Raw genomic sequence first — 13,225 nt, forward strand, 5'->3', positions numbered from 1 at the left:
TGCGAAGAATGTCACGCCCTCGCCGTGCGACGGCGATCAGCATGGTCTTAAGGTGCTCACCACGCTAAGTTGACTGGCGGGTAACAGCGGTGTCGCCTGCCGCACGCGTTGAACACGGAGGTCCACGTGCGCGAATACAGCGCTCCCGCCGGGAAGCCGGTGGCCGACGACGAAAACATGTCCGACGTCGTCTGGGCGAACGCCGAGCGGTTCTCCGACGTGGTGAGCTTCCGCCGCCAGGTCGAGGGCAGCTGGCTGGACGTGACCGCCAAGGAGTTCGCCGGCGAGGTGCTGGCCGTCGCCAAGGGCATGGCCCAGGCCGGGATCGGCCGCGGCGACCGCGTCGCGATCATGTCGAAGACCCGCTACGAGTGGACGCTGATCGACTTCGCCATCTGGGCGGCCGGCGCGGTGACCGTCCCGATCTACGACACCTCGTCCCCCGAACAGGTGCACTGGATCCTCTCGGACTCGGCCGCGAAGGCCGTGTTCGTCGAGACGAACGGCCACGCGGCCGCGGTCGACGAGGTCCGGAGCCGGCTCACCGACCTGGACCACACCTGGCAGATCGAGGGGGACTCCCCCGCTGTCGAGGAGCTGTCCGCGCTGGGCGCCGGGCTGTCCGACGACGAGCTGCACGAGCGCCGCCGCGAGGTCGTCGCCGACGAGCTGGCCACGATCGTCTACACCTCGGGCACCACCGGCCGCCCCAAGGGCGTCGAGCTGACCCACCGCAACCTGCTGGCCGAGATCCGCGCCGACATCGAGGCGTTCCCGCAGCTGATGGAGCAGGGCAACTCGCTGCTGTGCTTCCTGCCGCTGGCGCACGTGCTGGCCCGCGCGATCGCCGTCACCGCGCTCACCGCCCGGGTCACCCTCGGGCACACCCCGGACGTCAAGAACCTGGTCGCCGACCTGGGCACCTTCCGGCCGACGTTCGTCGTCGCGGTGCCGCGGGTGTTCGAGAAGGTCTACAACTCGGCGAAGCAGAAGGCCCACGGCGACGGCAAGGGCAAGATCTTCGACGCCGCCGAAGCCGTGGCGGTCGCTTACAGCGAGGCGCAGGACAAGGGCGGCGCCGGTGTCGCGCTGAAGCTGAAGCACCTGGCGTTCGACAAGCTCGTCTACGGCAAGCTGCGCGCGGCCCTCGGCGGTCGTTGTGTGGCGGCGGTGTCCGGCGGCGCCCCGCTCGGCGCGCGGCTGGCGCACTTCTTCCGCGGTATCGGTGTCCCGGTGTTCGAGGGGTACGGCCTGACCGAGACGTCCGCGGCGGCGAACGTCAACACCCAGACGGCGTTCCGCGTCGGCACGGTCGGCAAGCCGGTCAACGGCACGTCGGTCCGCATCGCCGACGACGGCGAGGTCATGCTCAAGGGCGACGTCGTCTTCCGGGCGTACTACAACAACCCGCAGGCGACGGCCGAGTCGCTCACCGACGGCTGGTTCCACACCGGCGACCTCGGCGAGCTGGACGCCGACGGCTTCCTCAAGATCACCGGCCGCAAGAAGGAGATCATCGTGACGGCGGGCGGCAAGAACGTCGCCCCGTCCGGCCTCGAGGACACGATCAAGGCGGCCCCGCTGGTGAGCCAGGCGATGGTGGTCGGCGACCAGCGCCCGTTCATCGCGGCGCTGGTGACGGTGGACGAGGAGTACTTCCCGTCCTGGAAGTCCCAGCACCACAAGCCGGCGGCGGCCACGGTCGCCGACCTGGCCACCGACGCCGACCTGCTCGCGGAGATCCAGGCCGCGGTCGACGAGGCGAACAAGCAGGTGTCCAAGGCCGAGGCGATCAAGAAGTTCACGGTGCTGGCCAACGACTTCACCGAGGCCGGGGGCGAGATCACGCCGAGCCTCAAGCTGAAGCGCAACGTGGTCACGAAGAACTACGCGAACGACATCGAAGGCCTGTACAAAAAGTAGCCCGACGTCACTCGAGCCGCTGGGCCGCGATGAAGTCGCGGTACCAGCGGAAACTCGCCCGCGGCGTGCGGGCCTGCGTCGCGTAGTCCACGTGCACCAGGCCGAACCGGTGCTTGTACCCGTGGGCCCACTCGAAGTTGTCGAGCAGGGACCAGCAGAAGTACCCCCGCAGGTCCACCCCCGCCGCCGCGGCCGTGCGCGCCGCCTCGATGTGCTCGCTCAGGAACGAGATGCGCTCGTAGTCGGCGAAGTCGCTCCGGTCGGCGTACACGCAGCCGTTCTCCGTGACGTACATGGGCGGCAGCCCGGGATAGCGGTTGTGCAGGCCCACCAGGGCTTCGGTGAGGCCCTCGGGCTCGACCGGCCAGCCCATGCCCGTGCGCGGGACGTCCGGCACGCGTGTCGTGTCGACGCCGATGTCGGCCACCGTGCGGCGGGCCGGGACCGGCTCGCGGTGCGGCGCGTCCGCGACGTGCAGCCGGTAGTAGTAGTTGACGCCCAGGTAGTCCAGGGGCTGCCCGATCGTCGCCAGGTCGCCGTCGTGGCGGAACGAGAAGTCCGTGACGCCGTCGAACATCGCCGCCAGGCCCGGCGCGTAGCGGCCGCCGAACAGCGGGTCGGTGAACTGGCGCCGCAGCAGCGTGTCCTGGCGGGCGGCCGCGGCGGCGTCGGCGGCCGAGTCCGTCACCGGCACCGCGGGCGACTGGTTGAGCACGATCCCGAACTGGTGCTGCGGTGGTGCCTGCGCCCGCATCGCCCGGACGGCCAAGCCGTGGCCGAGCAGCAGGTGGTGGGCGGCGGCGAGCGCGCCGTGCCCTTCCCGCGCGCCCGGCGCGTGCCGTCCTTCGCCGTATCCCGCGACCGCGCACGGGTACGGCTCGTTCAGCGTCGTCCAGTGGTCGACGACGTCGCCGAGCTCGGCGTGCACCAGCGCGGCGTAGTCGGCGAACCGGGCCGCCGTGTCGCGCGACCGCCAGCCGCCGTTGTCCTCCAGCGCCTGCGGGAGGTCCCAGTGGTAGAGCGTGAGGAACGGCTCGATCTCGCGCTCCCGCAGGGCTTCGACGAGCTTCCGGTAGAAGCCGATCCCCTCCGGTGCGGCGCCGCCGCGGCCGGACGGCTGGATCCGCGGCCAGGACACCGAGAACCGGTAGGAGTCGACGCCGAGCGCGGCGAGCAGGGCGACGTCACGCGGCCAGCGGTGGTAGTGGTCGGCCGCCGGCTCGCCGGTGTCACCCCCGGCCACCGCGCCGGGGACCGCCGCGAAGGTGTCCCAAATGGACGGTCCGCGGCCGTCGGCGGCGGTCGCGCCCTCGACCTGGAACGCCGAGGTCGCGACACCCCAGCGGAAGCCGGGCGGGAAACTGGTGGTCACGGTCATCTCCGGGAGGTCAGCCCTTGAGCGCGCCCTGCATGATGCCGCCGACGATCTGGCGGCCGAACAGCAGGAACACGAGCAGGACGGGGACGGTGCCGATGGTGGCGGCGGTGAGCACGAGCGTGTAGTCGGTGGTGTAGCCGCTGGCCAGGGTGGACAGTGCGGTTTGGACGGTCGGGTTCTCCGGCACCAGCACGACCAGCGGCCAGAAGAAGTCGTTCCACGCCTGCATGAACGTGAACAGCCCGAGCACCGCCGCGGCCGGGCGGGCGGCCGGCAGCGCGACGTGCCAGAAGAGCCGCAGCGAGTTGCAGCCGTCCATCCGCCCGGCTTCCAGGAGCTCCAGCGGCAGCGCGCGTTCGAAGTACTGGCGCATGAAGAACACGCCGAACGCGGTCACCAGGCCGGGCACGATCACCGCCTGCAGCTGCCCGGCCCACCCGAAGTCGGCCATCATCATGTAGAGCGGCACGACACCCAGCTCGGTCGGGATCGCCTGGGTGGCGATGACGACGAGCAGCAGCACGGTCCGGCCGCGGAAGCGCAGCTTGGCGAAGGCGAACCCGGCCAGCGTCGAGAACAGCACCACGGAAACGGTGATCGTGCCCGCGACGATCATCGAGTTCCCCAGGGCCAGCGCGAACTCCGACTCGTCGAAGACCCGGGCGATGTTTTCGAACAGGTGCCCGCCGGGCACGAGCACCGGCGGCACGCTGCCGACGGCTTCCGTCGTCTGCGAAGCCACGACGAACGACCAGTACACGGGGAACGCCGAGCCGGCCAGGATCGCGATCAGCGCGGCGTAGGTCCACGGGCTCGCGACCCGGCGCACGAGGCGCCGGGCCCGCCCGGGTGCCGCCGGCGGCGCGGGCGCGGCCGGGGTCAGCACGGTGGTCATGTCCGCTCCTCAGTCGGTTTGGATGCGCCGGGTCACCAGGTACGACAGGCCCGCGACGAGCATCGTGACGACGGCCAGGACCAGCGCGATCGCCGAGCTGTACCCGAAGTCGTACTTGGTGAAGCCCTGCTCGTAGAGGTAGAGCGCGGCGGTCTGGAACTGCCGGTCCGAGCCGCCCGTGGCCGCCGCCGTGCCGGGGTTGAACAGCAGCGGCTCGGCGAGCAGCCGCATGTTCCCGGTCGTCGCGATCACCGTCGAGAAGATGATCTGCGGCCGCAGCAGCGGGACGGTGATCCGCCAGAACTGCTGCCACCCGCGGGCGCCGTCGAGGGTGGCGGCCTCGTACATGGTCGACGGGATCGCCTGCATCGACGCCAGGAAGATCAGCGCGTGGTAGCCGGTCCAGCGCCACACCACCATCGCCGCGATGGCGGTGTGCGAGCTGGCCGTGCCGGCCTGCCAGTCGACGTGCCCGCCGCCGAACCAGCTCAAGCCCCAGTTCACCAGGCCGAAGTCCCGGCCGAACAGCTGCGCGAAGATGATCGTCACCGCCGCCACCGAGGTGATGTTCGGCAGGATCATCCCCATCCGGAACAGCGTCCGCCCGCGCAGCCGGCGGTTGAGCAGGTGCGCGATGCCGAGCGCGAACAGGATCTGCGGGATCGTGGTCAGCAGCCACAGGCTGACCGTGTTCCCCATCGCGTTCCAGAAGTACGGGTCGTGGAACAGCAGCTGGTCGTAGTTGCCGAACCCGATGAACGTCGCGCCCTCGGCGTCGAGCAGGTTGCGCTTCTGCAGCGACACGAAAGCCGTGTACAGCAGCGGGAACAGCCCGAAGACGCCGAAGATCAGGAAGTACGGGCTGATGAAGCCGAACGGCGACAGCTTGACGTCCCACTTGTGCCGCCGGTCGGCGAACGTCAGCGCCATTACTTGATCTTCGCCACGTCACCGACCAGCTGCTGCCAGGCCGCCGCGCCGTCCTGCTTGCCCTGCTCGACGCGCTGCATCGCGTTGCCGAACTCGGTCTGGACGTCGCCCGCCTTCGGACCCTGGTACTGCGGGTTCAGCTTCTTGGCAGCGTCGGTGAAGAGCTTGCCGACGGGCGCGTTGTTGAAGAACGGGTTGGTGTAGCCGGTGATCTTCGGGTCGGTGTAGAGCGACGGCGTCGAGGGCAGCAGGCCCTGGCTGGTGAAGACCTTCGCCTGCTGCTCGGGCGCGGTCAGCCACGCGGCGAGGTCGGCGGCTTCCTTGGTGTGCTTGCCCTGCTTGGGCACGGTCAGGTACGAGCCGCCCCAGTTGCCGCCCCCGCCGGGCACGCTCGCGACGTCCCACTTGCCCGAGGTGTCCGGGGCCTGGTCCTTGATCTTGGTCATCATCCAGGCGGGACAGGTGACGGTGGCGAACTGGCTCTGCGTGAAGCCGGTGTTCCAGGTCGGCGTGCTGTAGAGCAGGCCGGCGCTCAGGTTCGCCTTGACGGCGTCGACGACCTGGTCCCACCCGGTGCGCAGCGCCGGGTTGCTGCCGACGACGAGCTGGTCGTTCTGGTCGTAGTACCCGACGGGCGCCTGGCCGAAGATCGCGTTGAGCACGGTCGGGCCGCCGTCCATCCACTTGACGCCGTTCGGCGCCTTGGCCTGGAAGCGCTTACCGGCGTCGAAGAACGCCTGCCAGGTGGGCCAGAGCGCGGAGACGGCGTCGCGGTCGGCGGGCAGTCCGGCGGCCTGGAGCAGGTCCCGGCGATAACAGATGGCCAGGCCGCCGACGTCGGTGCCGTAGCCGATCTGCTGGCCGCCCTTGCCCAGCGAGGCCGCCCACTTCCAGCCCAGCCAGCGGTCCTTGAGCTTGTCGCCGCCGACGGTGTTGAGGTCGACGAACTTGTCCGGTGTCGCCTTGAACTGGGCGACGTACCCGGTGTCGATCGCCTCGATGTCCGCGGCGCCGCCGCCGGTGGCCAGGTGGGCGGCGAGGTTCTTGTGGTGGTCGGAGTAGGACGCGGTCCGCTCGGTAATCTCGATGCCCGGGTGGGCCGCCTGGTACTCCTTGATCAGGTCGGTGTAACCGAAGTTGCCGAAGAGGCCGAGGCTGAGCTTGACCTTCCCGCCTCCGCCGGCGTCGCTGCTGCCGCAGGCGCTCAGCGCGGTGACCGCGGCCAGGCCGGCGCACACCACGCCGGCGATCAGGCGGATCCGGCGGGTTGTCGTTTTCGGGCGCATGAGATCTCCGTTGTTCTGCGGGCCGATCGGAAAACGCGGGACCCATGAGAGCGCTCCCAGGCCCGGTTCGTCAAGTAACGAAAAGGTAACTTACCGACGGGTTTCCGCAGACAGAGATCATGTGCTACAGATGTAACCGGTTACAGCTCAGGAGGTCGCCATGGTCACCGCGCGCGAAATCGCCCAGCTCTGCGGGGTCTCGGTCGCGACCGTGTCCCGGGTGTTCAACCGCCCCGCGACGGTCAGCGCGGCCACGCGTGAACACGTCGAGCGGGTCGCCCGGGAGCTCGACTTCTCGCCGAACGAGTCGGCGCGGGCGCTGTCCCGGCAGCGGTCGGCGATGGTCGGGCTGGTCTGGGACACCGACCACCGGCGGCCCGGCTGGCGGCACCCGTTCCTGCAGGACCTGTTGCTGGGCCTCAAGTCCGCGCTCAGCTCGCACGGGTACCACCTGCTCCTGCTCGCCACGAGCGACGACGCCCGCGACCGCAACCCGGGCGTGTCGCTGGCCGACCCGGTCGCCTACATCGGGATGACCCGGCGGCACCACCTGGCCGGGCTGGTGCTGATCGACAGCGGGACCGACGCCGAGGCGTTCACCACGTTCGCCCAGTCCGGGCTGCCGTGCGTCGCGGTGGACGTGGCGCTGTCGGGGCCGCGGGCGACCTACGTGACGTCGGACAACGCGGCGGGCGCGGCGGAAGCCGTCCGGCACCTGGCCGCGCTCGGCCACCAGCGCATCGCGACGATCACCGGCCCCCGCGGCAACACCCCCGCCGCCGCCCGCGCCGAGGGGTACCGGCGCGGGCTGGCCGAAGCGGGCCTGCCGGCGCGGGAGGATTACGTGGTCACCGGGGACTTCTACCGCGAAAGCGGGTTCGTCGGCATGCGCCGGCTGCTGGCCCGCAAGGACCCGCCGACGGCGGTGTTCGCGGCCAGCGACGAGATGGCGGTCGGCGCCCTGCTGGCCGCCCGCGCGGCCGGCCTGCGGGTGCCGGCGGACCTGGCGGTGGTGGGCTTCGACGACATCGAGGTGGCGTCGCTGGTCGACCCGGCGCTGACGACGGTGGCCCAGGACAAACCGGGCTTCGGCACGGCGGCGGCGGGCGCGCTGCTGGCGATGATCGAAACCGGGACGGCCCCGGACCCGGTGCACCTGCCGACGAAACTGGTGGTCCGTGACTCCTGCGGCACCTAGCCGGTGATCTTCGTGTCCCAGTCGATGTGGTGCGCGTAGACCCAGCCCGGCTTTTCGCCGACGTCCTGCCCCGAACTCGACGCGACCAGCTTCTCGACGCGCTCGCGCCGAAGTCCTTCGTACGCCTCGAACGCCGATGCCGGGTCCGGCAGGTCGCGCAGGCACTGGGCGAGAACGACGCTGTCTTCGATCGCCATCGACGCGCCCTGCGCATCGGCTGGGGCCGCGGCGTGCGCGGCGTCGCCGACGAGCACCATTTCCGGTGTCGACCAGATCCGCGTCCGCGGGACGTCGTAGGAGTGGCCGCCGAACACCTCGTCGCCGGTGGCCGCGATGATGTCCGCGCAGGGCAACGGTTCCCCGGCGAACGCCGCGTGCGCGAACTCGCGCCACCCTTCCGCGCTCACCGCCGCGATCGCCTCGCGGGAGCGCTCGGCGTCCGGGATGCGGGCGAACCAGAACGTCGCGCCGTCCGGGGCGGTCGTGAACCCGAAAGCCGCTTTGCTCCCGCGGACCATGCGGTAGATCCCGGCCGCCGACGGCAGCCCGGGCGCACGCGTGTAACCCCAGACGATGGTCTGGCCGGTGTAGCGCGGTGCGTCGGCGTCCGGGTCGATCAGCTTCCGGACCACCGAGTGCAACCCGTCCGCGCCGACCACCACGTCACCTGTTTCGGTGGTGCCGTCGGCGAATTCGGCCGCGACGCCGGTCCCGTCCGGCTTCGCGCCGACCAGACGCTTGCCCCGTTCGATCGGGACGCCCCGGCGCGCGGCTTCGGCTTGCAGGACGCGGTAGAGCGCCGCGCGGGTCATCGTGCGTGGGCCGTCGGCGCCGAACTCCCGGCGTCCGGCGGTCTCGCCGGTCGGCAGGACGAGCTCGACGCCGTACGCGGCGAAGGAGGCGTCGATCACCGGCCGGTCGGCGCCGATCGCGCGCAGGGCGTCCATGCCGTTGTGCATGATCGTGAGGAACGCGCCGATGTCGTCCCCGCCGGCCGGGTAGGCCTCGAAGACGACCGGGTCGTGCCCCGCCAGCTTCGCCGCCATCGCCGTGACCGTGCCGGAGATCCCGCCACCCGCGACCAGTACCCGCACTCTGCTCCCCCTCGTGGACTCCGCGTGCCGCCGAGCACGACGTTACCGTGACGGCGGCACGCGGCGCTCACTCCTTGGCACCACTGGTGGCGATGTCGCCGTTGAGGCCCCGGGGGTAGAAGCCGCCCGAGCTCACCTTGTCCGGGTTGAGGTAGGCGATGTTGAGCACGCGGTCGGCGGAGCGCCCGAACGCGATGCCGTTGGCGTCCGCGGGGACGAGGTTCGCCTTGCCGTCCTTGAGCACGCCTTCGTCGTCGTCGGCCTTGCCGTCGAGGCTGTCGCGGGCGTCGGAGATCTTGTTCGTGATGTCGCCGAGGCCGCGTTCGAACAGCTGCCCGCGCACGATGCCCGCGTGGTAGGCCTCGACCGCGAGGATGCCCGCCGCCGCGCCGAGGAACGTCTTGTTGTTCACCAGCGGCGCCGCGCCCTTGTAGGCGGACACGCCGACGTCCTCGAAGAGGAACGCGGCGAGCAGGAAGTTGTTCTCGCTCGCGAACGGGTCGAAGGTCTGGCCTTCCTTGATCACGCCCGCGGCCTGCATGGCGGCGGTGAAGCTGTTCTGGAAGTCGATCTCCGGCTGCGCGACGGCGGCTTTGTCGAGCGCCTTGCGCAGGAAGGTGACGTGGGCGACCTCGTCGCCGGCGATCTCCTGGACGATCTGCTTGGTGTGCTCGCTCTTGAACTTCACGGCGTGCCCGCCGGAGACCTTGCCCAGGTTGCCGACGCCGTTGACGTACTTCTCGTTCAGCCCGTAGCCGTAGACGGCGAACGAGTACAGGTTCGCCTCGAGGTACTCCAGGTTGAGCGCGAAGTTCAGCACCGCGGCGTCGCTGGCGGCGGCGTCCTGCGCGTTCTGCTCCGGGTACTGCGAAGTCGCGCCCGCCGAGCCGAGGCCCAGCGAGAGCGCGGTTCCGAGCGCGCCTGCACCTGCGACGCCGAGCCCCGCCGCTCCCGCAGCCTTGAGGAAGCGGCGGCGGTCGGTCGCGTTCTCCGCGCTGCGCTCGACGAGCTGCTGTGTGTAGCGTTTTCCGAACACCGGGGGACGTCCTCTCGTGACGAGTTCGTCCACCTCACCCACCGGTCATACGTACGGGGGAGGCCCCCGGCTCGGTCAAATCGGGAAAAAGTTCTTCCGGATTCTGTTTGCGCAGGTCAGGAGCGCTGCGCGGCGGCGAGCCGCACGCAGACGGCCAGCGCCCGCACGGCCTCCTCGACGTCGGCGAGCACCGGGAAGGTCGGCGCGATGCGGATGACGGCGTCGGCCGGGTCGTTCCCGTGCGGGTGGGTCGCCCCGGCGGGGGTCAGCGCGACACCGGCCTCCTTCGCCAGCCGCACGACCTCCTTCGCGGTGCCCTGGGGCACGGTCAGCGAGATGAAGTACCCGCCGGTCGGCTTGGTCCAGGACGCCAGGTCGGACAGCTCCTCGGTGAGGATGCGGTCGACGGCCGCGAACTTCGGCCCGATGACCTCGGCGTGCTTGCGCATGTGCGCCCGGACGCCGTCCTCGTCCTTGAGGAAGGCGGCGTGGCGCAGCTGGTTGACCTTGTCCGGGCCGATGGTGCGCTTGCCGATGTTGCCGGTCCACCAGGCGAGGTTGGCCTCGGACGCGCCGAAGAAGCCCACCCCGGCGCCGGCGTGGGTGATCTTCGAGGTCGAGCCGAAGACGAAGACGCGGTCGGCGTGGCCGGCCTCGGTGGCCAGCGCGAGCACGTCGGCCAGCTCCGGCTCGGCGTCGGTCAGGTGGTGCACGGCGTAGGCGTTGTCCCAGAAGATCCGGAAGTCGGGCGCCGCGGTGGTCATGGTGGCGAGCCGCCGCACGACGTCGTCACTGAACGTGACCCCGGTGGGGTTGCTGTACTTCGGCACGCACCAGATGCCCTTGACGGCGGGGTCCTCGGCGACCAGCGTCTCGACGGCGTCCATGTCGGGGCCTTCGTCGGTCATCGCGACCGGGACCAGCTCGATGCCGAACCGCTCGGTGAGCGCGAAGTGCCGGTCGTAGCCCGGGACGGGAGCGAGGAACTTCACCTGCGGCTCGTCGGCCCACCGGCGCTCGGCCCCGGGCAGCTTGCTCAGCAGCGCCTGCACCACGGCGTCGTGCATCAGCTCGAGGCTGGAGTTGCCGGCGGCCAGCAGCTGCCCGGCCGGAACCTGCAGCGGCCCGGCGAAGATGCGACGCAGCTCCGGCAGGCCCTTGAGGCCACCGTAGTTGCGGACGTCGGTGCCGTCCTCGGCCTTGAAGGCGCCCTCGCCGGGGAGGGTCAGCAGGCCGTTCGCGAGGTCGAGCTGCTCCGGGGAGGGCTTGCCGCGGGTGATGTCGAGGGAGAGGCCGCGGTCGACCAGGGCCGCGTAGTCGCGGCGGGCCGAGTCGACGTCGACGGAAGCAGTGGTCATGGCGTTTACGCTAAACCCGGCGTCGATACCATTTCGGGGCGGGTCCTGGCTAGGGTGGTTGGTGTGCACTTGGTAGTCCACGCCGACCAGCGGCAGTTCTCGTTGCGCGACTCGGCTTCCCGCCTGACCGGAAGCGGCTGGACCCCGGCGGCGGTGGACCACCGCGTCGGGGCGGAGCCGGGCGGCGTGGCCATCGCCACGGCGCGGTCGGACCTGGTCGAGTCGTCGGTGACGCTGGTTCCGTCGGCGCCGGCTCTGGTGGCCGACGCGGAGCACGTCGTGGAAGCAGATCTTCCGGTTCCGAGCGGGAAGCTGGTGATTTCCGGTCCTGTCGACTATCCGTCGCAGGAAAAGTTCTTTTCGGTGCTGCCGGGTTTGTACCGGGCGCGGGTTTCGTACGTGCCGGCCGGACCGCCGCCGGTCGACTGGAACGACCACGAGTACGGGGAGCACTACCGGTACGTGGTGGAGCTGTGGCCGGTGGCGGCGGAGTCGGAGGTCGAGGTGCTCAGGCAGGGCGCGGCGGTCTGGGACGGTTAGGTCGGGCCGTGTGGGTCGGCGGCTAACCCTGCGCAGCCCGAGTTCACTTCAACGGGCACACGTCCCAGACGCATCTTGATCGTTATCTTCCGGTTGAGTTCGTCAGCGCCGATCTTCTCCGAGAGTGCAGCGAGCGCCTCAAAATACCCGAGGTAATAGTCGACTTCCCTCAACCGCCGTTCTACCGCAACATGCGGCGCGAGCTTCTCCCATAGCTTCTCACACCCGACTCCAAAGAAAGAGATCATCGGCCTGGCCGGCACGAGACGATGCCCTACCAAGAGTCCGACATGATCGAAATACTGCGCAACCCGCTCAGCCGCTCTCCTTGCCTCGGCTGGTAAGTCCCGCAGGGCCGGAGCCGTTTCTGCGTCGGATTCCGACATCTCGAAGATCGTCCGCCGGGCCGCTTTGAGATCGTCTGACCGGTACTCTTCGAACAACTTCAAAATGGCAGCCACCGCGTTCGCGTTCCGCGCGGACCGCCACTGCCGTCGCATCGATACCACCGCGACTGTCAGGGCGATAGCAGAGATGACTATCGGAAGCACGTCAAGAGCGACCTGAGTTGCCATTTTCCGACCTTAGCCCCGCAGCGTCGATCTGGTAGTCAACCCGTCAACGCTTTCCGAACGCGGCTAGAGAGGCGTGAGCGTCGCCAGCTTCCAGTGGCCGTCGATCCGCTTCGCCGTCACCGCCAGCTGGGCCACCGAAGACGACGGCGCTGCGCCGGACTGGGTCACCGTCTGCTGGTCCAGGAACAACAGCAGCGACGCATCGTCACCCACCAGCGTCCGCACCCCCACCGCGCGCACCGTCGTCGTCCGGACCAGCTTCTCCGCGGTGGCCCGGGTGCGCGCCGAAGCGAACTGGTCGCGGTACTGGCCGACCGCCGCTCCCGTCAACACCTCCGACGCCGCTCGCTCGGTGCGGGCCAGGTTCGCGTAGTCGTACGAAAACACCGACTTCACCGCGTCACTCACCTCCGACGTGACCGAGGAAGTCGCCGCGGTGTCGACCAGTGCGAGATTGTCGCCCGGGGACAGGGAAGCCGTCTCGATGCCGAACCACACCGCGCAGCCCAGGGCCACCGCCACGACCAGAGCCAGTACCCGCGTCATGAGCCCGCCGCCTGGACTCCCGCGATCTTCCAGCCGTCCGGAGTGCGCGAAACGTCCACCGTGAGCCGGTTCAAACGCGGAGTGACGGCCGCCCCGCCGGTCGAGACCCGGACGTCCAGCACCGCCAGCAGGCGAGCCGAGTCGGCGGAAACCTCGGTCACCGCGGCCTGCACCAACGAAGCTGTCGACACCGTCCGAGCCGTCGTCGCCCGGTCGATCTGCAACTGCCGATCGCCGGAGAGGTCCTTTCCGTACTGCCCCGTCGTCGCGGCGATCCAGCGGTCGACGTCCGCTCCGGCGGAGCGGTAGTCGATCGTGTTCAGCGTGACCAGCTCCGGGCCCGACGCGGCCAGCACGGCGTCGCGGTCCCGGCCTCGGGCGGCCGAGTCGTCCGAAGCGGCCCGCCACCAGGACCAGCCCGTAAAACCGGCCGCCAGCACGGAAAGCACCGCGGCCACGACCAGAA

Annotated in this window: 13 protein-coding genes; 3 read left to right on the forward strand and 10 right to left on the reverse strand. The window is 70.1% G+C overall.

From position 1 onward, the window contains the following. Positions 1-126: 126 nt before the first annotated feature. Positions 127-1,923, forward strand: coding sequence for an AMP-dependent synthetase/ligase (locus tag ACZ61C_RS17240; protein ID WP_465307702.1), 1,797 nt, complete (start codon positions 127-129; stop codon positions 1,921-1,923). A 7-nt stretch (positions 1,924-1,930) separates the two neighbouring features. Here ACZ61C_RS17240 and ACZ61C_RS17245 read toward each other — a convergent pair whose 3' ends face one another. From ACZ61C_RS17245 to ACZ61C_RS17260, 4 genes are read right to left on the reverse strand one after another with little or no spacing between them, the layout of a single operon-like run. Continuing rightward, on the reverse strand, positions 1,931-3,295 hold the full coding sequence (locus tag ACZ61C_RS17245) for a GH1 family beta-glucosidase (protein WP_465307704.1): 1,365 nt from the start codon (positions 3,293-3,295) through the stop codon (positions 1,931-1,933). Positions 3,296-3,311: 16 nt separating this feature from the next. Further along, positions 3,312-4,196: a carbohydrate ABC transporter permease gene (locus tag ACZ61C_RS17250; protein WP_465307706.1), complete on the reverse strand. Its 885-nt coding sequence runs from the start codon at positions 4,194-4,196 to the stop codon at positions 3,312-3,314. A gap of 9 nt (positions 4,197-4,205) precedes the next feature. Then, on the reverse strand, positions 4,206-5,126 hold the full coding sequence (locus tag ACZ61C_RS17255) for a carbohydrate ABC transporter permease (protein ID WP_465307708.1): 921 nt from the start codon (positions 5,124-5,126) through the stop codon (positions 4,206-4,208). After that, a complete protein-coding gene (locus ACZ61C_RS17260) occupies positions 5,126-6,412 on the reverse strand; it encodes an ABC transporter substrate-binding protein (protein WP_465307710.1) in 1,287 nt (428 codons plus the stop codon). Before ACZ61C_RS17260 ends, ACZ61C_RS17255 begins: the two co-directional genes overlap by 1 nt. 160 nt (positions 6,413-6,572) lie before the next feature. Between ACZ61C_RS17260 and ACZ61C_RS17265 the strand changes: the two genes are divergently transcribed. Next, the gene (locus ACZ61C_RS17265; protein WP_465307712.1) at positions 6,573-7,610 is read left to right on the forward strand and encodes a LacI family DNA-binding transcriptional regulator; all 1,038 of its coding nucleotides are present in this window, start codon (positions 6,573-6,575) and stop codon (positions 7,608-7,610) included. On the opposite strand, the gene ACZ61C_RS17270 is transcribed toward ACZ61C_RS17265, so the two are convergent. From ACZ61C_RS17270 to ACZ61C_RS17280, 3 genes are all read right to left on the reverse strand, one after another. After that, on the reverse strand, positions 7,607-8,704 hold the full coding sequence (locus ACZ61C_RS17270) for an FAD-dependent monooxygenase (RefSeq protein WP_465307714.1): 1,098 nt from the start codon (positions 8,702-8,704) through the stop codon (positions 7,607-7,609). The two genes, ACZ61C_RS17265 and ACZ61C_RS17270, sit on opposite strands and share 4 nt — an antisense overlap. 67 nt (positions 8,705-8,771) lie before the next feature. Further along, positions 8,772-9,740 (reverse strand): ferritin-like domain-containing protein, encoded by a 969-nt coding sequence (locus ACZ61C_RS17275; protein WP_465307716.1) that lies wholly within the window; start codon positions 9,738-9,740, stop codon positions 8,772-8,774. 116 nt (positions 9,741-9,856) lie between these two features. Beyond that, a complete protein-coding gene (locus tag ACZ61C_RS17280) occupies positions 9,857-11,098 on the reverse strand; it encodes an aspartate aminotransferase type Ic (protein WP_465307718.1) in 1,242 nt (413 codons plus the stop codon). A 63-nt stretch (positions 11,099-11,161) separates the two neighbouring features. Between ACZ61C_RS17280 and ACZ61C_RS17285 the strand changes: the two genes are divergently transcribed. Further along, positions 11,162-11,638 carry a hypothetical protein gene (locus ACZ61C_RS17285; protein WP_465307720.1) on the forward strand — a complete coding sequence of 159 codons (477 nt, stop codon included), beginning with the start codon at positions 11,162-11,164 and terminating at the stop codon, positions 11,636-11,638. Here ACZ61C_RS17285 and ACZ61C_RS17290 read toward each other — a convergent pair. The 3 genes from ACZ61C_RS17290 to ACZ61C_RS17300 form a co-directional block, all read right to left on the reverse strand. Beyond that, positions 11,635-12,213 (reverse strand): DUF4760 domain-containing protein, encoded by a 579-nt coding sequence (locus ACZ61C_RS17290; RefSeq protein WP_465307722.1) that lies wholly within the window; start codon positions 12,211-12,213, stop codon positions 11,635-11,637. The genes ACZ61C_RS17285 and ACZ61C_RS17290 overlap by 4 nt on opposite strands. A gap of 63 nt (positions 12,214-12,276) precedes the next feature. Continuing rightward, positions 12,277-12,759: a hypothetical protein gene (locus ACZ61C_RS17295; protein WP_465307724.1), complete on the reverse strand. Its 483-nt coding sequence runs from the start codon at positions 12,757-12,759 to the stop codon at positions 12,277-12,279. Continuing rightward, positions 12,756-13,223: a hypothetical protein gene (locus tag ACZ61C_RS17300; protein ID WP_465308266.1), complete on the reverse strand. Its 468-nt coding sequence runs from the start codon at positions 13,221-13,223 to the stop codon at positions 12,756-12,758. Before ACZ61C_RS17300 ends, ACZ61C_RS17295 begins: the two co-directional genes overlap by 4 nt. Positions 13,224-13,225: the final 2 nt, after the last annotated feature.

This window comes from Amycolatopsis sp. NPDC104587 (genome assembly GCF_055583645.1).

Excerpts from the sequence above, each read along its gene's own strand:
- ACZ61C_RS17250 (WP_465307706.1), bottom strand. The coding sequence starts at position 4,196 with ATGACCACCGTGCTGACCCCGGCCGCGCCCGCGCCGCCGGCGGCACCC.
- ACZ61C_RS17255 (WP_465307708.1), bottom strand. The coding sequence starts at position 5,126 with ATGGCGCTGACGTTCGCCGACCGGCGGCACAAGTGGGACGTCAAGCTG.
- ACZ61C_RS17260 (WP_465307710.1), bottom strand. The coding sequence starts at position 6,412 with ATGCGCCCGAAAACGACAACCCGCCGGATCCGCCTGATCGCCGGCGTG.
- ACZ61C_RS17265 (WP_465307712.1), top strand. The coding sequence starts at position 6,573 with ATGGTCACCGCGCGCGAAATCGCCCAGCTCTGCGGGGTCTCGGTCGCG.
- ACZ61C_RS17280 (WP_465307718.1), bottom strand. The coding sequence starts at position 11,098 with ATGACCACTGCTTCCGTCGACGTCGACTCGGCCCGCCGCGACTACGCG.
- ACZ61C_RS17290 (WP_465307722.1), bottom strand. The coding sequence starts at position 12,213 with ATGGCAACTCAGGTCGCTCTTGACGTGCTTCCGATAGTCATCTCTGCT.
- ACZ61C_RS17295 (WP_465307724.1), bottom strand. The coding sequence starts at position 12,759 with ATGACGCGGGTACTGGCTCTGGTCGTGGCGGTGGCCCTGGGCTGCGCG.